Genomic DNA, 19,155 nt, shown 5'->3' on the forward strand with positions numbered 1-19,155 from the left:
GAGCGGTCCGGTAGGACAGGATCGGCTCTCATGGACCTGCTGAACACGCTGGTGGACAAGGGGCTCCGGCGCGAGCCGCTGAGCCGTGCCGAGGCGCTCGCCGTTCTCGGCACCTCCGACGACGACCTGCTCGACGTGGTGGCCGCGGCCGGAAAGGTGCGCAGGCACTGGTTCGGGCGACGAGTGAAACTGAACTATCTCGTCAACCTGAAGTCCGGGCTGTGTCCCGAGGACTGCTCGTACTGCTCCCAGCGGCTCGGCTCGACGGCCGGGATCCTCAAGTACACCTGGCTGAAGCCCGAGGAGGCGTCGAAGGCCGCCGCGGCCGGTCTCGCCGGCGGCGCCAAGCGGGTGTGTCTGGTGGCGTCCGGGCGCGGCCCGACGGACCGTGACGTCGACCGGGTCGCGGGCACCATCAAGGCCATCAAGGAGGAGAACGAGGGCGTCGAGGTGTGCGCCTGTCTGGGTCTGCTCTCCGACGGTCAGGCCGAACGGCTGCGCGAGGCGGGCGCGGACGCCTACAACCACAACCTCAACACGTCGGAGTCGACGTACGGGGAGATCACGACCACCCACACGTACGCCGATCGGGTGGACACCGTGCAGAAGGCGCACGCGGCGGGTCTGTCGGCGTGCTCCGGTCTGATCGCGGGCATGGGCGAGACCGACGAGGACCTCGTCGACGTCGTCTTCTCGCTGCGTGAACTGGACCCGGACTCGGTGCCGGTCAACTTCCTGATCCCGTTCGAGGGCACCCCGCTGGCCAAGGAGTGGAACCTCACGCCCCAGCGGTGCCTGCGGATCCTCGCCATGGTGCGGTTCGTCTGCCCGGACGTCGAGGTGCGCATCGCCGGTGGCCGCGAGGTGCATCTGCGGACGATGCAGCCGCTCGCGCTGCACCTGGCAAACTCGATCTTCCTCGGCGACTACCTCACGAGCGAGGGTCAGGCCGGCAAGGCCGACCTGGAGATGATCGCGGACGCCGGGTTCCAGGTGGAGGGCGCCGATCAGATCACGCTGCCGGAGCACCGGGCGGCCGGGGGCGGCTGCGGGTCCCACGAGAGCGCCGGGTGCGGTGCTCATGAGGGCGGCGGCTGCGGGTCCCACGAGGGCGGTGGCGGGTGCGGGTCGCACGAGGGAGGCGGCGTCTGCGGTTCCGCGGCCACCTCCTCCTCCGCGGCGGCCCCGCAGGCGGGCGAGGCCCGGACTGACCTGGTCGCCGTACGCCGCCGGGGTGCCGGAACGGATCTCGCGCCCAATGCCTGAAGCGCCCGAACCGAGCGTGGCCGAGCTGCTGGACCTCGACCGGCGTCATGTGTGGCATCCCTACGGTCCGATGCCGGGCCGGGTCGAGCCGCTCGTCGTGGAGTCGGCGAGCGGGGTCCGGCTGCGGCTCGCCGACGGCTCGGGTGAACTCGTCGACGGCATGTCGTCCTGGTGGTCGGCCATCCACGGCTACAACCACCCGGTGCTCAACGAGGCCGCGCGCGAGCAGCTCGGCCGGATGAGCCATGTGATGTTCGGCGGGCTCACCCACGAGCCCGCCGTACGACTGGCGAAGCGTCTTGTCGACATGTCACCCGAGGGGCTGGAGCATGTGTTCCTCGCCGACTCGGGGTCGGTGTCGGTCGAGGTCGCCGTCAAGATGTGCCTCCAGTACTGGCGTTCGCTGGGCCGTCCGGGCAAGCAGCGCCTCCTGACCTGGCGCGGCGGCTACCACGGCGACACCTGGCAGCCGATGTCGGTGTGCGACCCCGACGGCGGGATGCACGAGCTGTGGCAGGGCGTGCTGCCGCGCCAGGTGTTCGTCGAGGCGCCGCCGGCGGAGTACGACGAGGCGTACGCGGAGCGGTTGCGTTCGGCGATCGAGCGGCACGCCGACGAACTGGCCGCCGTGATCGTGGAGCCGGTGGTGCAGGGCGCGGGCGGGATGAGGTTCCACTCCCCCGCGTATCTGCGGGTGCTGCGCGAGGCGTGCGACGCGCACGACGTGCTGCTGGTGTTCGACGAGATCGCGACCGGGTTCGGCCGGACGGGCGCGCTGTTCGCGGCGGAGCACGCGGCGGTGACGCCGGACGTGATGTGCGTGGGCAAGGCGCTGACCGGCGGTTATCTGACGATGGCCGCGACGCTGTGCACGGCACGGGTGGCCGACGGGATCTCGCGGGGCGAGGTGCCCGTACTCGCCCACGGGCCGACGTTCATGGGCAATCCGCTGGCCGCGTCCGTGGCGCTCGCCTCGATCGAGCTGCTGCTGGGGCAGGACTGGCTCGCGGAGGTCCGGCGGATCGAGGCGGGACTGCGGGAAGGGCTGGCCCCGGCGCTCGAAGTGCCGGGGGTGAAGGACGTCCGGGTCCTCGGCGCCATCGGTGTCGTCCAGCTCGACCACGAGGTGGACATGAGGGCGGCGACGGAGGCCGCGGTGCGCGAGGGCGTGTGGCTGCGGCCGTTCCGCGATCTCGTCTACACGATGCCGCCGTACGTCACCGGTGATGAGGACGTGGCACGGATCGCGCGGGCGGTGTGCGCGGCGGCGCGGGAGGGATGACATGGCGATCCTGGTGGTGACGGGGACGGGCACGGAGGTCGGCAAGACGGTCGGCACGGCGGCCGTCGCCGCGGTGGCGGCGGCCGCCGGCCGGTCCGTGGCGGTGCTCAAGCCCGCGCAGACCGGGGTAGGGCCGGACGAGCGCGGCGACGCGGACGAGGTGGTGCGGCTCGCCGGGGACGCCGTCGCCGCGCACGAACTCGCCCGCTACCCGGAGCCGCTGGCCCCCGCGACGGCCGCCCGGCGGTCCGGGTTGGCCCCGGTCCACCCCGAGGACGTCGCCGAGGCGGCGGCGAAGCTGGAGACCGACCACGACCTGGTCCTGGTCGAGGGCGCGGGCGGTCTCCTGGTCCGCTTCGACGAGGCGGGCGGCACGCTGGCGGACACGGCGCGGCTGCTGGGCGCGCCGGTGCTGCTGGTCGCCTCGGCAGGGTTGGGCACGCTCAACACGACCGAGCTGACGGCCCGCGAACTCGCCACGCGGGAGGTGCGGCTGACGGGCGTCGTCATCGGCAGCTGGCCCGAGGCCCCGGACCTGGCGTCCCGTTGCAATGTGGCGGACCTGCCGGTGGTGGCGGGAGCGCCGCTGCTGGGTGCGGTGCCGGAGGGCGCGGGCGCGCTGGACCCGGCCGAGTTCCGGGCGCGGGCGAGCGGTTGGCTGGCGCCGGCGCTGGGCGGCGCGTGGGACGCGGCGGCCTTCGCGGCGCGGGAGAGCGCGTGACGGTCGGCCCTCCTGACAAGGCGCCCGGCACCGTGGGCTGTGCCCACCCGTTCCGCCCTGCGGAACGACTGCCCAACAGCGGTGACAGCACGTGAGGGCAGTGGTGGCTCGGCACGACGGCGGCGGGCTTCAGCTCGCTGTTTCTCCCAGCAGGCGGACCAGTTCGATGCGGGATCTGATGCCCAGGCGGGCGAAGACGCCGCGGAGGTGGTGGTCGATCGTGCGGGGGCTCAGGAGGAGGCGGGCGGCGATCTCCCGGTTCGTGGCGCCGTCCGCGGCCATGCGGGCGATGGTCAGTTGCTGGGCCGTGAGTCGGCCGGTGAGGTCGTCGGGGCCCTGGGCGGCGGGGGCCCGTTCGCCGAGGGCGCGGAGTTCGGCGCGGGCCTGGTCGGCGCAGTGGGGCGAGCCGAAGTGGTCGAAGGCCTGCAGCGCGCTGTGCAGCCGGTCGCGGGCCTCGGTGCGGTTGCGCAGCCGCCGCAGCGCGCTGCCGAACAGCAGTTCCGTACGGGCCCGTTCGAAGTCACGAGTGCCGGAGGCGTGCAGGTCGAGCGCCGCGCGGTAGTGCTCCACGGCCTCCTCCCCCGTCGCGAGCAGCGCCCGGCAGCGGGCGCTGAGAGCGAGGTCGTCGGCGCTGCGGACGGTGCGGGCCCAGTGGTCGTAGTCGGCGTGCGCGGCGCGGGCCACGCGGGTGTCGCCGGTGCGCACGGCGGCCTCGACGTAGTGCGGGGTGGCGAGGTGGCGGATGGCCCGGTGCCCGTGCCCCGGGCCGAACCCGGCGAGCGCGCGCAGGCGGGCCGCCGAGGCGGCGTAGCGGCCGGCGGCGAGGTCGAGGAAGGCGAGGGCGTACATGGCGAGCGCGGCCGGGAGTCCGAGGCCCCGTTCCAGCGCGTGGGCGCGGGCGGACTCGGCGCGCTCCCGGCACGCCTGCTCGTCCCCGGTGACGGCCGCGAACATCGCGAGGGCGGCCTGGAGATGGCAGGCCCCGTTGTCCTGCCCGGTGGCGTACGCCTGCCGCAGGGCCTCCACGGCGGCGGCCTCGGCGGCCCTGGGGCGCCCGGTCCAGAACTCGGCGTACGCCCGGAACTCCATGGCCTGCGGCACGGTCACCGTCTCGCCCCTGGCGCGGGCGGAGGCGGCGGCGCGGGCGGTGGCGGTGAACGCGCGGGTGTGGTCGCCGAGGAGCAGGGCGGCGATCCCGGCGTGGATCAGCCCGGTGGGGTCACCGCCGGGGCCGCAGCGGCCCGCCGCGGCTTCGAGGACGTCGCAGGCGTCGTCGTAGCGTCCCTCGAACGCCGCGGCCAGCGCGCCGAGGGTGCTCGGCGGCAGGATGCCGAGCCGGTCGGCGACGGCGGCGGCCTCCCGGCAGCGGCGCAGGTCCCCGGTGTAGATGGCGGCCTCGGTGGCTCGTGCCAACAGATGGGCAGCCGTGTCCGGGTCGTTGCCGCCGCCGTGCCTGAGCGTGGCGGTGAGGAGGGCGTCGAAGGCCTCGGAGGCGTTGCCGGAACGGAGGGCGAGGAGGCCGGCGAGGGCGTCGTCGTCGGTGGCGGCGACGAGTCGGCGGGCCCGGTCGCCGTCGCCCGACTGCCAGGCCTCCGCCGCCGCCCGCGCGAGCAGGGGCATGCGTTCGGCGGGGTCGGGGGTGAGGGCGGCGGCGCGTTCGGCGAGGGCGGAGGCCAGCGCGGGCTCCCCGATGGCACGTGCCACCTTCGCCGCGAACCGGAGTTCGGCGGCGAGTCGGCGGCTGGGGCCGAGGGCGGCGGCGGCCCGGTGCCAGGAGCGTCCGGGTCTCTCGCCCTCGCCGCTGAGGACTCCGGCGAGGAGGCGGTGGGCCGCGCGGCGGTCGGCCGTGGAGGCGGACTCGTAGACGGCGACACGGGTCCAGGCGTCCCGGAAGACGACGCCCTGGGCCGTGGTGTCCGCGATGCCCGCCGCCTCGGCCGCGTCGAGGGGCCGGGTGTCGAGTCCGGCGGCCGTGACGGCCCGCTCGTAGGCGTGGGTCGGGATCGGGTACTGGTCGGCCGCGGCGAGAAGCAGGAGGAAGCGGGTGTCGTCGGGCAGGGCGCGTACGTCCCGCCGGTGGGCGCGCAGCAGCGCGGGGGCGAGCGCGAACGGCTCGGCGGGCAGCGGGTCGAGCCCGATGGCCTGGCGCGGGGTCAGGGCGGCGGCGATTTCGGCGGCGGCGCGCGGATCGCCGTGGGCGGCGTGCAGCAGACGTACGCGCACGCCTTCGGACAGCGCCGGCGCGGGCACGCCTTCGGGTGGCGTCGGCGCGGCGGCCGATGCCGTGTTCGGGCTCGGCCGCGCGGTCCTGGGGGGCGGTGGCGAGCGATGCGGAGGGCGTGGGGGGTTCACCGGAGTCACCACACTCATCACGTTACTTGCGAGTTAACCGACCGGTAAAGACCGGCGATTTCGCCGATGCGGCGCGCGTAGACCCCGCTGACACTCCTGACGAACCCCACCCGCTTCAGGAGGCTCCATGCATCGCCGCATGCGCCGTATCGCCACGGCCCTCGCGACCGTGACCAGCACGCTCCTGCTGTCCCTGACCTTCTCCGCGGCCCCCGCCCGGGCCGCGACCCACAACCCGGTCGTCTTCGTGCACGGTCTGAGCAGTTCGTCCAGCAGCTGGGACGACTGGATCGCGTACTTCAAGGCGGACGGTTACACCGCCTCGGAGCTGCACTCCTGGTCGTACGACTGGGGCCAGTCGAACGCCACGACGGCGGCGCAGCTGAAGACGAAGATCCAGAGCGTGCTCGCCTCGACGGGCGCCTCCAAGGTCGACGTGGTCGTCCACTCGATGGGCGCGCTCAACTCCCGCTACTACCTGAAGAACCTCGGCGGAACGGCGTACGTCGACGACTTCGTCTCCACGGCCGGCGTCAACCACGGGACGACCGTGGCGGGTTGGTGCCGCTGGCTCTACACCTCGTGTGCCGAGATGTACACCGGCAGCTCGTTCCTGACCTCGCTCAACTCCGGTGACGAGACGCCGGGGAGTGTGTCGTACGCCAGCTACTGGTCGAACTGCGACGACGCGCTGACCCCGGACACCACCGCGATCCTGAACGGGGCCACGAACGTCGAGGTCGGCTGTGTCTCGCACGACGAGATGAACAACGACCACGGTGTCTACGAGCAGGTGCGGAACTTCATCGCCTGACCTCCCGGCACCTCGGAGACACCGCCCGCCGTACGACCGGTGCCCGTCGCGCGACCTCCTCCCCAGGGCCGCGCGGCGGGCGCCGTCGTGTCCGCCTCTCGGCGCGGGACGGGTGAGCCGGTCCCCGACGGGGGACAATCCGGGTATCTGTCGTCCTCCTCGGGAGGTCCGTCATGGTCCGTGCCGGCAAGGACGCCGTGCGCCACCCCCTGTTCGCCCGGTTCTACGCCCGGCTGAGCGTGTCGGCGGAGCCGATGGTCGGCCCGTTGCGCGACGAGCTGCTCGCCGGGCTCTCGGGGCGGGTCATCGAGATCGGCGCCGGCAACGGCCTGAACTTCGCGCACTACCCGCGTACGGTCGCGGAGGTCGTGGCGATCGAACCGGAGCGCTTGCTGCGGAAGTTGGCCCTGGAGGCGGCGCTGCGCGCCGATGTGCCGGTGGATGTCGTGCCGGGCGCGGCGGAGGCCCTGCCGGTCAAGAGCGAGGCGTTCGACGCGGTCGTGGTGTCGTTGGTGCTGTGCAGCGTGCGGGATGTGGAGCGTGCGCTGCGGGAGATCCGGCGGGTCCTGCGTCCCGGCGGTGAGCTGAGGTTCTTCGAGCACGGCGGAGGCGGCGGCCGGGCGATGCGCACGACCCGGCGGGCGCTGGACCACACGGTGTGGCCCCTGCTGTTCGGCGGCTGCCATGTGTCCCGCGACCCGGTGGGCGCGATCGGCGCCGCGGCGTTCGAGATCGAGTCGGTCAGGGAGTTGTCCGTACCGCCACGGGGCCCGCGTCTGCCCAGCTCGCACCACGTACTGGGCCGGGCCCGGCGGCCCGACTCGGGTGAGGAGACCGTGGACCAGGGCCCGCCCGCCTGAGAAGGCGGCTGACTAGTACGGCAACGGCGCTTGTCGTGACTGCCGGACAGCTCAGTCGTCGGCCTGGTCCTGGGTGGGGGCCTTTTCGATGCCAGGGTGTGGACGGATGACCCGACCGCTTCGCACGAGCGGTTCGTGCACCGGTTTGCCAGGTCGGAGCCGCGGGAGTCGGCACTTGCGTATGTGCGAGGGCTCATCGCTCCGCTGGAGCGGAAGAACGGATGGACACGGGCCGCAGCTGTAGTTCTTGATCACGGCCGCCTTGATCGGCGACGGTAGCGGCTTGGCTGCTCGCGGCCCGCGGGCTGACGGCAGGTAGACCGGGGCCGTCTGAGCAGGCACTGTGCCCCGGTGAGCATCATCATCAGGTTCTTCGTGGCACCGAGTCACGAAGCTGCGGCTGCGGTCGTGGTCGGGGGACCCGACAAGGCTTCCGAGTCGCTGGACTACGGCAACTTCGACGCTGAAGAGGCGTTGATCGAGTGGGAGAGCATCTTCACCGGTCGGAGCTTTGACCGTCTCCACCAGAGGCTTCGTGTGTTCGTCTACCCGTCGGGCGTCGACGTGTCCAGCTCCACCCTGCGCTTCCTCACAGAACGACTGCGGAAACGCCGCCGCGTGATCGGCGCCCGTTGGCGACGCCTGAGCGCCGGCCGCCAGGCTCTCCTCACACTCGCCCACCTGCACAACGGACAGACCTATGCCCAGCTCGCCGCCGAGTTCGGCGTCGGCACGACCACCGCCTACCGCTACATCGCCGAGGCCGTCGACCTCATGGCCGACCTCGCGCCCACCCTCGAAGCGGCGGCGCGGGCCGCCTCGACGAAGGCATGCTTCCTGGTGGACGGAACCCTGCCGCCGATCGACCGCATAGCTGCCGACCTGCTCTTCTCCTCCGGGAAACACAAGAAGCACGGTGTGAACGTGCAGGTCATCGCCGATCCACTCGGCCGTCCGCTGTGGGCATCGCCAGCCATGGCCGGCGCCGTCCACGGTCTCCGCGCGGCCCGCGAACACGGCATCGTCGATGCCCTTGCCGCAGCAGACGTTCCGTGCTGAGCCGATAAGAGCGTGTCCGGCGGATCGTGCTGCCGCCGGAGCGGTGAAGCGGGTCATCTCACTACCATCGCAGGATGTTTGAGTACCACGGGTGGATCACGGTCAGGGAGACCACAGCCAATGACGACGATGAGACTCGGTTGCGGCAGATCGTCGATGAGCTTCGCCGTCACATCGCCCAGATGGACAGCCCGTACTTGCTTGACCTCAGGTGGATGAACGGTGCGCCGTTCATCCACCTCGGGGGCTCTTCCAATCACCGCTCGTCTCCTGACGTTGTCGGACTGTTTGAGCATGTGGCCGTGGTCGCCCCTGGTTCCTACGGACTCCTCCACTTTCACGATGACGAGGAACCGGATCGCGAGAACGAGATACGGGTGCTGAGGCTCGTTCGTGGCACGATCACCCAGCACAGGGAGGCATTGCTGTCTCCATACATCCCGACGGTGGAAGATCCCTTCACGGGTTGAGACGTCGTCCGGGGGGCAGGCTCGGAGCCTGAGCCGGATCGCGGCCCCCGTGATGGTGCCGTGGAAGACGTAGGCCCGTTTGTCGAAGCGAGTCGCGACGGCACGGAAGCTCTTCAGGCGATTGATCATCCGCTCAACCTCGTTGCGGCGCTTGTACTGCTCCTTGTCGAAGCCGACAGGTCGGCCGCCTCTGCTACCACGGCGCCTACGGTTGGCTCTCTGGCCCTTCGGCTTGGAAAGGGTGTGCCTGATCCGGCCCCGCTGCCGAGGGGTTGATCTTTTTTCGGTATCCGCGGAGCCTTCCTGCGGGCCGGCGGCGTGCTGGTGGGCACGGCAGGACGTCGAGTCGACGCCCACCATGCTCCAGTCGATCCGGCCCTCGGCGTCGGCGTCGGCTTGGACGGCCTGGAGTATCCGCTCCCGAGTACCGTCGGCGGACCAGCGTCGGTGCCGTTCGTAGACCGTCTTCCACCTGCCGAACCTCTCCGGCAGGTCTCGCCAAGGGATCCCCGTCCGCGCACGGGACAAGGTCCCGTTGATCACTCTTCGGTGGCCGGCCCACCGCCCACCGCGCCGCCCGCCCACGGGCAGATGAGGCTGCAAACGGCGCCACTCCTTGTTCCTCAGATCACCACGACCCACGACCAGCTACACGGCCACGGACATCGGAACACTCATGATCCGCCGGACACGCCTCAGGGCTCCTCCGTTGGACCTGCCCGGCGTCGAGGCGCCGGGCGGTGGTTCACCGGCTCCACTGGCGCAGTTCCTGGGCGATGTCCTGCACCGTGGCCTCGCCGCTCTTGACGAGTCTGGCCAGTTCGCGCACCTGCTCGGCGGAGGTGACGACCTTGACGCCGCTGGCGACGAGGTAGCCGTAGGCGACGGCGGAGGCGAACAACGCGTTGGAGCGCTCCAGGGCCGGGACGTGCATCAGGAGTTGCAGGAGGGAGGCGGCGCGGGCGTGCGGGGTGTCGTAGACGGGGACGTCGAAGATCTGCGCGTCGTGCCGGGCGACCGCCGCGACGAGGGCGCCCCAGTCGCTGACCTGGGGATCACCGGGCGTCTTCTGTTCGGCGACCATCAGCAGCCAGGCGAGGTCGATTCTGAGCTGGCTCAAGGGATCAGTGGCGTCCCTCGCGCCCGCCCCCGGGTTCCCCCGCAGCTTTCGACGTCGTCCTGGTGGGGGCGCCGTCGAACTCCTCCGCGAAGACCGCCTCGTACTGCTTCATGAAATCGGCCGCGGACTCCACGAAGGTGTGGCCCACCTCTCCGGTGTCCTGTCTGACCAGCTCCTCGATGTACCGGTTGACACTCATCCCGCGCTCCAGGGCTCGCTCCCGGGCGGCTCGCGCCGTGTCCTCGTCCACCCGTACGTTCAGCTGGGTCTTGGCCATGCCTCGACGCTAGCGCCGGAGTGCTAGCACGGCAAGGGCCCACCTGCCCCCGCACACTTCACCGCGCAGAGCAGCACCCCTCGGACCCCTAGGGGCGCAACGCCCGTGCCCCTTACACCGACATCCGGTGCCCGACCTGCGACGGAGGTCGCCTCGGACTTCGGGGGGATACCCGGTGTGGACTGGATCACATTAGGCTCGTCCGGGAACGCCCGGAATGCGAACCCGTTCGAGCTGGGAGGCCGTTTTGTCCACTGCTGCCGCTGAGCACTCCCTCGGCCGCGCGGAAGCCGACGGTGTCGCCGCCCGCGCCCGGGGCCTGACGAAGGCGTACGGCTCGGGCGAGACGGCGGTGCTCGCCCTCGACTCGGTCGACGTGGACATCACGCGCGGCCGCTTCACCGCGGTGATGGGCCCCTCGGGCTCGGGGAAGTCCACGCTGATGCACTGTCTGGCCGGGCTCGACACCGTGTCGGGCGGGCAGGTGTGGCTCGGGGACACCGAGATCACCGGGCTCAAGGACCGTGACCTGACCCGGCTGCGCCGGGACCGCATCGGCTTCATGTTCCAGTCGTTCAATCTGATCCCGACGTTGAACGCGGCCGAGAACATCACCCTGCCGATGGACATCGCGGGCCGGAAACCCGACGAGAAGTGGCTGGATCAGGTCATCGACACGCTCGGACTGCGGAACCGGCTGGGGCACCGGCCGTCCCAGCTGTCCGGCGGCCAGCAGCAGCGGGTCGCCTGCGCCCGCGCCCTCGCCTCCCGGCCCGAGCTGATCTTCGCGGACGAGCCGACCGGCAACCTCGACTCGCGGGCCGGACTGGAGGTGCTGGGCTTCCTGCGCGAGGCCGTCGACCAGCTGGGCCAGACCGTCGTCATGGTCACCCACGATCCCGGGGCCGCCGCCCACTCCGACCTGGTGCTCTATCTCGCCGACGGGCGGATCGTGGACCGGATGGAGCACCCCACGGCCGAGGCGGTCCTCGAACGCATGCGCCTGTTCAGCGGGAGCGGCGCCCAGCCCTCCGGGCTCGACCCGCGCGCCAGGCCCGACGGGGCGGGCGCCCCCGCCGACGCGCGCACCACCGGGACCACCGACCTCGACAAGGACTGAGACCGTGCTGAAGGCGACCCTGCGGAGTTTCCTGGCGCACAAGGGACGGCTGGTGCTCTCGGCGCTGGCCGTCGTCCTGTCCGTGGCGTTCGTCGCGGGCAGTCTGATCTTCTCGGACACGGTCACCCGTACCTTCGACCGTCTCTTCGCCTCCACCTCGGCCGATGTCACCGTCGGCCCGAAGGACGACGACCTGGAGGGCCAGCTGCCGTCCGGGGCCGTGGACACCGTGCCCGCCTCGCTCGCGGAGCGGGTCGCGAAGGTCGACGGCGTCGCGGACACCCATGTCGACGCGGCCGTGGAGAACATCACCGTCGTCGACCGGGACAACGAGTCGGTGGGCCCGACGACGGGCGCCCCCACCATCGCGACCAACTGGTACCCCACCGACCGCAGCCCCGTGGAGCTGACCAGCGGGCACGCGCCCGAGGGCCCCGGTCAGGCGCTGCTGGACGCCGACACCGCGAAGAAGAAGGACGTCGCGATCGGTGACACGCTCACCGTGCTCGCCGCGCCCGGCTCCTTCAAGGTGAAGATCGTCGGCATCGCCACCTTCACCACCACCAACCCCGGCGCCGCGCTGGTCTTCCTCGACACCCCGACCGCGCAGACCCGGCTGCTGGGCGACCCGGACGCCGCCACGAGCATCTCGGTGACCGCGGCCCCCGGTGTCGGCGACGCCCGGCTGAAGGAACGGATCGCCACCGCGCTCGGGCCGGGCACCTACGAGTACCAGACCGCCGACGAGCAGGCCGAGTCGGCGGCCGCCTCGCTGGGCGGGTTCCTCGACGTCATCAAGTACGTGATGCTGGGCTTCGCGGGCATCGCGACGCTCGTCGGGGTGTTCCTCATCGTCAACACCTTCTCGATGCTCATCGCCCAGCGCACCCGTGAGCTGGGCCTGTTGCGCGCCCTCGGCGCCGACCGGCGGCAGGTGCGCCGGTCCGTGCTCACCGAGGCGGCGCTCCTCGGCCTCGTCGGGTCGACACTCGGCCTCGCCGCGGGCATCGCACTGGCCTTCGGTTTGATCGAGCTCATGGGCGCCTTCGGGATGAACCTCAAGTCCACCGAGATGGTGGTCGGCGTGGGGACACCGATCGCGGCGTACGTCGTCGGGCTCGGGGTGACCTTCGTGGCGGCGTACCTGCCGGCGCGGCGCGCGGCGACCGTGTCGCCGATGGCGGCGCTCACGGACGCGGAGATCGCCGGGGTGGGCCGGCCGCTGCGGACGCGCGCGGTGGTCGGCGCGGTCGTCGGCGCGGCCGGCGCCGCCGCGCTCGTCGGGTGCGCGGTGTCGTCGGACACCGGCTCGGCGGCCTCGCTCCTCGGCCTCGGCGTCGTCCTCACCCTGATCGCGACCGTCATCGCGGGCCCGCTCCTGGTACGGCCCGTGATCCGGGTCCTCGGCGGCGCGTTCCCGGCGATGTTCGGCTCCGTCGGCCGGATGAGCCAGCGCAACGCCCTGCGCAACCCGCGCCGTACGGGAGCCACGGCCGCCGCGCTGATGGTGGGACTCGCGCTGGTCGCCGGGATGTCCGTGGCGAGCGCGTCGATGACCAAGTCGTTCGACAACGAGATCGACAAGACACTGGGCGCGGACTTCGTCGTCCAGAACCAGAACTTCCTGCCGTTCCCCCAGGAGCTCACCGACAAGGTCCGCGACACCGAGGGCGTCGGCCTCGTCGTACGGCAGCGGTTCGCGCCCGTCGCCGTGCGGCTGCCGGACGACAAGCGGATCGAGACCACCGCCGCCGCCTACGACCCCCGGCTCGACGAGGTCGCGAACGTCACCTACGCGGAGGGCGACAGCGCCGCCGCGCTCGCCGACGGCGCCCTCGGCATGGACGTGGACTTCGCCCGCGAGCACGACGTGACGCTCGGCGACACGGTCCCGGTGCGGTTCCCGGGCGGGAAGGACGCGGAGCTGGAGGTCGCCGCGCTCACCGACCAGGACACCGCCGACGGCTTCGGGATGCAGGGCGGCCTCTTCTTCGGGACGGGCACCGTCGAGCGCTACGTGCCCGAAGGCCAGGACTCGGCGCTGTACGTGAACGCCGCCTCCGGGGTCGGCGCCGACGAGCTGCGCGCGAACCTGGAGCGGACGCTGGACGCGTACCCCCAGGTGCAGGTGCGGGACCAGGCCGACTACAAGGAGCTCGTCCGCGGCCAGATCGCCGTGCTGCTGTACCTGGTGTACGCGCTGCTCGGCCTCGCGATCGTGATCGCCGTGCTCGGCGTGGTGAACACCCTCGCGCTGTCGGTGGTCGAGCGCACCCGGGAGATCGGGCTGCTCCGCGCGATCGGCCTGGGCCGGCGGCAGCTGCGGCGGATGATCCGGCTGGAGTCGGTGGTGATCGCCGTGTTCGGCGCGGTCCTCGGGCTGGCGCTGGGACTGGTGTGGGGGGTGTGCGTGCAGCAGGTGCTGGCGCTCCAGGGCATGAAGGCGCTGGCGATCCCGTGGGGCACGGTCGTCGCCGTGGTGATCGGCTCGGCGGTGGTGGGGGTGGTGGCCGCCCTGCTGCCGGCGCTGCGGGCGTCGCGCATGAATGTGCTGGCGGCGATCGCGCACGAGTGACCGTCCGGCGGGGCCGTGGGCCCGGGCGAGCAGACGCCGCGGGCCGAACGTGCGGGTGCCCGCGCGCCGAACGTGCGGGTGCCCGCGCGCCGGGCGTGCTGGCAGCGAGCGCGCCCGGGTGGTGTACTCGCCGGGACACACAGCTCAAATCCCCTGTCGGTGAGGAGAGTTCATGCCGCGCCCGTTCCGTTTCGGAGTCAATCTGCTCAATCCGACCTCGGCCGAGGCCTGGCGCGCGAAGTGCCGCAGGGCCGAGCGGCTCGGCTACGACGTGATCCTGGTCCCCGACCATCTGGGCATGCCGGCCCCGTTCCCGGCGCTGGTCGCCGCGGCGGAGGCGACCGAACGGCCTCGGGTCGGCACGTTCGTGCTCAACACGGGCTTCTGGAACCCGGCGCTCCTCGCCCGCGAGGTGGCCACCACGGACGCGCTGACCGACGGACGTCTGGAGCTGGGGCTCGGCACCGGGTACGTGCCGGCCGAGCACGAGAGAGCGGGCCTGCCGTGGGGGTCGCCGCGCGAGCGCGTCGACCATCTCGCCCGGACCATCGCCGAGTTACGGCGGCTCCTCGACTCGGAGGAGCACCAACCGCGCCCCGCGCAGCGGACCGTACCCCTGCTCGTCGGCGCCAACGGCGACCGGATGCTGCGGGTCACCGCCGAGCACGCGGACATCGCGGCGTTCACGGGCGCCCGGCCGGGGGCGGGCGGCACGCTGGAGGTGCTGACGGCGGAGGAGCTGGACGAACGGGTCGCCCGGTACCACGAGTTCGCCTCCGGCCGGGAGGAGCCGGCCGAGCTCAATCTGCTGATCCAGATCGTGGAGTTCACCGAGGACCGCGGCGCCGCCGTGCGGCCGTGGCTCGGGCACATCCCGCATCTGAGCGAGGAGCAGGTCCTGCGGCTGCCGCTGGTCCTCGTGGGGACGCTGGACGAGATGGTCGAACAGGTACTGGCGCAACGGAAGCGGTACGGCTTCACGTATCTCACGGTCCTGGAGCCGAACATGGAGCCGTTCGCCCGCGTCATCGAGGCGCTGCGCGGCAAGTGAGGGCTGGGGGATGCGGGTGGCCGTGTACGCCGTGGCCGCCGCGCGGGGGCGGAAATCCGTTCGCCGGACAGGTGAGCGCTCTGCTTGGCTCGTCCCATGAGTGATCTTCGAATCCGCTGCGCCGCCCCCTCGGACATCGACACCGTGCTGGGGTTCTGGCGTGACGCCGCGGAAGGAACGAGTATCAGCGACGACCACGACGGAGTGGCCCGGCTCCTCGCCCGGGACCCGGAGGCGCTGATCCTCGCGGAGCGCGACGGCGTCCTCGTGGGGACCGTCATCGCCGGCTTCGACGGTTGGCGGTGCTCGGCCTACCGGCTGGCGGTGCATCCGGACCGCCGCCGGCAGGGCATCGCCACCGCGCTGCTGGAAGCGGTGGAGCGGCGGTTCGTCGCCCTCGGCGGGCGGCGCGTGGACGCCATGGTCCTGGAGGCCAACGAACAGGCCCATCACACCTGGGCCGCCACCGGCTACCACCGCGAGGACCACTGGCGACGCTGGGTCAAGCCCCTGTAGCCCAGGGCGCCGACCGGCGGTGCGCACGGAGCGGGGACGCGCGCCGATGCCACCGACCGCTCATGCGCGGCGATCGCCCGGGTACGCGCTCAGGAGGAACGGGGCGGTGGAGGGCACCCGCTCGGGACCGAGGAAGCCGACGCGACCGGGACGGCGAGCACCACTTTGCCGACCCTTTACCATGGGTGGATCAGTGAACATCTACGGAAAGGTCGTGAGCGTCCGCCCATGGGCGAGCCTCCCAGTAGCCGGCCCGGCGCCCCTCGCGCCCGAGCCGGTGCACGACATCGCGCGATCATCCCACCCCTGCCGGATCATGGGACGGGGGTGAACCGATGACCGAAGTGCTCCTCCTCCTGGTGGCGGTACTGCTGTCGCTGGTCTGCGGCGCGTTCGTGGCCGCCGAGTTCTCGCTGACCACCGTCGACCGCGGCTGGCTGGAACAGGCCGTGGAGCGCGGCGAGCGGGGTGCCGCCGGCGCCCTGAAGGCCGTACGGAACCTGACGTTCCAGCTGTCCGGCGCGCAGCTCGGCATCACCGTCACCAATCTGGTCGTCGGCATGCTCGCCGAGCCGTCCATCGCCAAGCTCATCGCGGGGCCGCTGGAGGCGCTGGGCGTGCCCGCCTCGGCGTCGAGTTCCGTCGCCCTGGTGATCGGTACGGCCCTGTCCACGATCGTGCTGATGGTCGTGGGCGAGCTGGTGCCGAAGAACTGGGCGATCTCCTCGCCGCTGTCGGTGGCGAAGAAGGTCGCGAACCCGCAGCGCTGGTTCAGCGCGGCGTTCCGCCCGTTCATCACCCACCTCAACAACACCGCCAACCGTCTGGTGCGCCTGTTCGGGATCGAGCCCGCCGAGGAGCTGGCCTCCGCGCGCGGCCCCCAGGAGCTGGCGGCCCTCGCCCGGCACTCCGCGAAGGAGGGCGCGCTGGAGCCGGACACCGCCGAACTGTTCGTGCGGACGCTGAACCTGGCCGACCTGACGGCGGAGAACGTGATGACGCCGCGCGTGCAGGTCATCGCCCTCGACGCCCTGGCGACCTGCGAGGACGTGGCGAACGCCACACGGGCGACCGGTCTGTCCCGCTTCCCCGTCTACCGTGGCAGCCTCGACTCGGTGGTCGGCACCGTGCACATCAAGGACGTCCTCGCCGTGCCCGCCGGGCGCCGGCTGCGCACCTCCGTGGCGGAGCTGCTGCGCGAGCCGCTGCTCGTCCCCCAGTCGCTGACCGTCGACCGGGTCCTCGACCGGCTCTCCGGCAAGCGCACGATGGCCGTCGTGATCGACGAGTACGGCGGCACCGCGGGCGTGGTGACGCTGGAGGACATCGTCGAGGAGGTCGTCGGCGAGGTCCGCGACGAGCACGACCCGCACGAGACACCCGACCTGGCCCCCGTCGGCACCGACGAGGACGGCCGTGAGCTGTACTCGGCCGACGGCGCGGCCCGCACCGACCAGCTCGCCCGCGTCGGGCTCAAGGTGCCGGAGGGGCCGTACGAGACGCTCGCCGGCCTCGTCGCCACCGAGCTGGGCCGTATCCCGGCCGTCGGTGACACCGTGGAGGTCGCCCGCTGGCGGCTCGACGTCGTGGACGCCTCCGGTCGGCGGGCCGCCCGGGTGCTGCTGCACGCGCCGGTCCCCGCGGGCGACGAGCACGAGGAGGAGAGGCGATGACCGCCGTCCAGCTGCTGATCGGCTTCGCGACCCTGGTCGTCAACGCCTTCTTCGTCGGCGCCGAGTTCGCGCTGATCTCGGTCCGCCGCAGCCAGATCGAACCGTACGCCGAACAGGGCGACCGCCGGGCCCGGAGCGTGCTGTGGGGGCTGCGGCACGTGTCGGCGCTCATGGCGGCCGCGCAGCTCGGCATCACCCTGTGCACCCTGGTCCTCGGTGTGGTCGCGGAGCCCGCGATCGAGCATCTGCTGGAGCCGGTGTTCCACGCGGTGGGCGTGCCGGAGGGCGCGGGACACCTCATCTCGTTCGTGATCGCGCTGACCCTCGCCACCTATCTGCACATGCTGCTCGGCGAGATGGTGCCGAAGAACATCGCGCTGGCGGAGCCGGTGCGCTCCGCCCTGCTGCTCGGCCCGCCGCTGGTGACGCTGTCACGGGCGCTGCGTCCGGTGATCTTCACGGTCAACGCCTTCGCGAACGCGCTTCTGAAGCTGATGCGCATCGAGACGAAGGACGAGGTGGCGGCGACCTTCTCGGACACGGAGCTGGCCCGGCTGGTCCGGGACTCCACCGAGGCAGGCCTGCTCGACGACCGTGCCCGGGAGCGGCTGCACGACGCGCTGGAACTGGGCCGCAGGCCCGTCCGGGACGTCGTGCTCCCGCTGGAACGCGTCGTCTACGCGCGCGTGGGCGTCACCCCGGAGGAGCTGGAGCGGCTGTCCGCGGAGTCCGGGTTCTCCCGCTTCCCCGTGGTGGACGAGGGGCGACGGATCGTGGGCTACCTCCATGTGAAGGACGCGCTCGACGCGGCCCCGCGCGAGGTGCCGTTCACGATCCGGGACATGCGGTCCATCGCCCGCGTCCGGGAGACGACGCCCCTCGACGACGTGCTCACCGCGATGCGCCGCAGCCGTACGCATCTGGCGGCCGTGCTGGGCGCGGACGGACGGCTCGGCGGGATCGTGACCATGGAGGACGTCCTGCGGGAGCTGTTCGGACAGCCGGCAGCCTGATACCGGGGGGACCCGCGGCCTGACACCGGGGGGACCCGCGGCCTGACACCGGGGCGACTCGCGGCCTGACACGGGAGCGGCCCGCGGCCTGTCACCGCTGAGGGGAGAGGGTGACCGACCGCTGGGTATGTGAAGGCGATAGCATCAGGTACGCCATGCAGACGAACGCCACCCACACCCACGACGCCCCTCCCCCGTACTCCAGCCTCGTCGCGGTCGGTGACTCCTTCACCGAGGGCATGTCGGACCGGCTGCCCGACGGTTCCTACCGCGGCTGGGCGGATCTCCTCGCGAGCCGGATGGCCGCGCGGTCGCCCGGCTTCCGGTACGCCAACCTCGCGGTGCGCGGCAAGCTCATCGGCCAGATCGTCGACGAGCAGGTCGACGTGGCGGCCGCCATGGGCGCGGATGTGATCACGCTGGTCGGCGGTCTGAACGACACCCTGCGCCCGAAGTGCGACATGGGCCGGGTGCGCGGGCTGCTGGAGGAGGCCGTGGAACGTCTCGCGCCCGCCTGCAAGCAGCTCGTCCTGATGCGCAGCCCCGGCCGCCAGGGCCCGGTGCTGGAGCGGTTCCGGCCGCGCATGGAGGAGCTGTTCGCCTGCGTCGACGACCTGGCCGCCCGGCACGGCGCGCTCGTCGTCGACCTGTACGGCGCGCCCTCACTGTCCGACCCGCGGATGTGGGACGTGGACCGGCTGCACCTGACCGCCGAGGGGCACCGCCGGGTCGCCGAGGCCGTGTGGCAGGCCCTCGGCCATCCGGCGGAGGACGCCGAGTGGCGTACGCCGATGGCCGCGACACCGCCGCCCGCCTGGGTCGCCCGGCAGATGGCCCACGCGCGGTTCGCCCGGCAGTACCTGCTGCCGTGGATCGGACGCCGGCTGACGGGCCGCTCCTCGGGCGACGGGCTGCCGGCGAAACGCCCCGAGTTGCTGCCGTACGAGGGACCGGCAGCCTAGAGTCGACGGGGTTCCGAGGAGGGG

The 19,155-nt window shown here is 72.2% G+C and carries 16 protein-coding genes and 3 pseudogenes; 15 read left to right on the forward strand and 4 right to left on the reverse strand.

Annotated features, from left to right (window positions below; genetic code table 11):
• Positions 1–30 precede the first annotated feature (30 nt).
• The 3 genes from bioB to bioD are packed head-to-tail and all read left to right on the forward strand — an operon-like array spanning position 31 to position 3,269.
• The gene (bioB, locus tag ACZ4Z3_RS17615) at positions 31–1,266 is read left to right on the forward strand and encodes a biotin synthase BioB (RefSeq protein WP_468501823.1); all 1,236 of its coding nucleotides are present in this window, start codon (positions 31–33) and stop codon (positions 1,264–1,266) included.
• Positions 1,259–2,548: an adenosylmethionine--8-amino-7-oxononanoate transaminase gene (locus ACZ4Z3_RS17620; RefSeq protein ID WP_468501824.1), complete on the forward strand. Its 1,290-nt coding sequence runs from the start codon at positions 1,259–1,261 to the stop codon at positions 2,546–2,548. The genes bioB and ACZ4Z3_RS17620 overlap by 8 nt, the downstream gene beginning before the upstream one ends.
• 1 nt (position 2,549) lies before the next feature.
• Complete coding sequence (bioD, locus tag ACZ4Z3_RS17625) at positions 2,550–3,269, forward strand: dethiobiotin synthase (protein WP_468501825.1); 720 nt, start codon at positions 2,550–2,552, stop codon at positions 3,267–3,269.
• 129 nt (positions 3,270–3,398) lie between these two features.
• Here the strand turns inward: bioD and ACZ4Z3_RS17630 are convergent, their stop codons facing one another.
• Positions 3,399–5,492 (reverse strand): helix-turn-helix transcriptional regulator, encoded by a 2,094-nt coding sequence (locus ACZ4Z3_RS17630; RefSeq protein ID WP_468501826.1) that lies wholly within the window; start codon positions 5,490–5,492, stop codon positions 3,399–3,401.
• Between the two features lie 256 nt (positions 5,493–5,748).
• On the opposite strand from ACZ4Z3_RS17630, the gene ACZ4Z3_RS17635 reads away from it, so the two are divergent.
• The 5 genes and pseudogenes from ACZ4Z3_RS17635 (at position 5,749) to ACZ4Z3_RS17655 (ending at position 8,824) form a co-directional block, all read left to right on the forward strand.
• Positions 5,749–6,435 (forward strand): esterase/lipase family protein, encoded by a 687-nt coding sequence (locus ACZ4Z3_RS17635; protein ID WP_468501827.1) that lies wholly within the window; start codon positions 5,749–5,751, stop codon positions 6,433–6,435.
• Positions 6,436–6,608: 173 nt separating this feature from the next.
• Positions 6,609–7,295 (forward strand): class I SAM-dependent methyltransferase, encoded by a 687-nt coding sequence (locus tag ACZ4Z3_RS17640; RefSeq protein WP_468501828.1) that lies wholly within the window; start codon positions 6,609–6,611, stop codon positions 7,293–7,295.
• Positions 7,296–7,364: 69 nt separating this feature from the next.
• Positions 7,365–7,529 (forward strand): annotated as a pseudogene (locus ACZ4Z3_RS17645) (IS701 family transposase); the annotation flags it as partial.
• Between the two features lie 303 nt (positions 7,530–7,832).
• Positions 7,833–8,351: pseudogene (locus tag ACZ4Z3_RS17650) on the forward strand (transposase family protein); the annotation flags it as partial.
• 77 nt (positions 8,352–8,428) lie between these two features.
• On the forward strand, positions 8,429–8,824 hold the full coding sequence (locus tag ACZ4Z3_RS17655) for an Imm7 family immunity protein (RefSeq protein ID WP_468501940.1): 396 nt from the start codon (positions 8,429–8,431) through the stop codon (positions 8,822–8,824).
• Positions 8,825–8,845: 21 nt separating this feature from the next.
• On the opposite strand, the pseudogene ACZ4Z3_RS17660 reads toward ACZ4Z3_RS17655, so the two are convergent.
• From ACZ4Z3_RS17660 to ACZ4Z3_RS17670, 3 genes and pseudogenes are all read right to left on the reverse strand, one after another.
• Positions 8,846–9,466: pseudogene (locus tag ACZ4Z3_RS17660) on the reverse strand (IS5 family transposase); the annotation flags it as partial.
• Between the two features lie 103 nt (positions 9,467–9,569).
• On the reverse strand, positions 9,570–9,944 hold the full coding sequence (locus ACZ4Z3_RS17665) for a hypothetical protein (RefSeq protein WP_055537472.1): 375 nt from the start codon (positions 9,942–9,944) through the stop codon (positions 9,570–9,572).
• Positions 9,945–9,948: 4 nt separating this feature from the next.
• Positions 9,949–10,221 (reverse strand): toxin-antitoxin system HicB family antitoxin, encoded by a 273-nt coding sequence (locus tag ACZ4Z3_RS17670; protein WP_359700788.1) that lies wholly within the window; start codon positions 10,219–10,221, stop codon positions 9,949–9,951.
• A gap of 247 nt (positions 10,222–10,468) precedes the next feature.
• Between ACZ4Z3_RS17670 and ACZ4Z3_RS17675 the strand changes: the two genes are divergently transcribed.
• From ACZ4Z3_RS17675 to ACZ4Z3_RS17705, 7 genes are all read left to right on the forward strand, one after another.
• A complete protein-coding gene (locus ACZ4Z3_RS17675) occupies positions 10,469–11,341 on the forward strand; it encodes an ABC transporter ATP-binding protein (RefSeq protein ID WP_468501829.1) in 873 nt (290 codons plus the stop codon).
• 4 nt (positions 11,342–11,345) lie between these two features.
• Positions 11,346–13,916 carry an ABC transporter permease gene (locus ACZ4Z3_RS17680; RefSeq protein WP_468501830.1) on the forward strand — a complete coding sequence of 857 codons (2,571 nt, stop codon included), beginning with the start codon at positions 11,346–11,348 and terminating at the stop codon, positions 13,914–13,916.
• A gap of 172 nt (positions 13,917–14,088) precedes the next feature.
• Entirely contained in the window at positions 14,089–14,967 is an 879-nt protein-coding gene (locus tag ACZ4Z3_RS17685; RefSeq protein WP_468501831.1) for an LLM class F420-dependent oxidoreductase, read from the forward strand.
• 96 nt (positions 14,968–15,063) lie between these two features.
• The gene (locus tag ACZ4Z3_RS17690) at positions 15,064–15,483 is read left to right on the forward strand and encodes a GNAT family N-acetyltransferase (RefSeq protein WP_468501832.1); all 420 of its coding nucleotides are present in this window, start codon (positions 15,064–15,066) and stop codon (positions 15,481–15,483) included.
• A 335-nt stretch (positions 15,484–15,818) separates the two neighbouring features.
• Positions 15,819–17,156, forward strand: coding sequence for a hemolysin family protein (locus tag ACZ4Z3_RS17695; RefSeq protein ID WP_468501833.1), 1,338 nt, complete (start codon positions 15,819–15,821; stop codon positions 17,154–17,156).
• The gene (locus tag ACZ4Z3_RS17700; protein WP_468501834.1) at positions 17,153–18,169 is read left to right on the forward strand and encodes a hemolysin family protein; all 1,017 of its coding nucleotides are present in this window, start codon (positions 17,153–17,155) and stop codon (positions 18,167–18,169) included. Before ACZ4Z3_RS17695 ends, ACZ4Z3_RS17700 begins: the two co-directional genes overlap by 4 nt.
• Positions 18,170–18,324: 155 nt before the next feature.
• Positions 18,325–19,131, forward strand: coding sequence for an SGNH/GDSL hydrolase family protein (locus tag ACZ4Z3_RS17705; protein WP_468501835.1), 807 nt, complete (start codon positions 18,325–18,327; stop codon positions 19,129–19,131).
• Positions 19,132–19,155 lie beyond the last annotated feature (24 nt).

This window comes from Streptomyces sp. NPDC030296 (assembly GCF_055572815.1).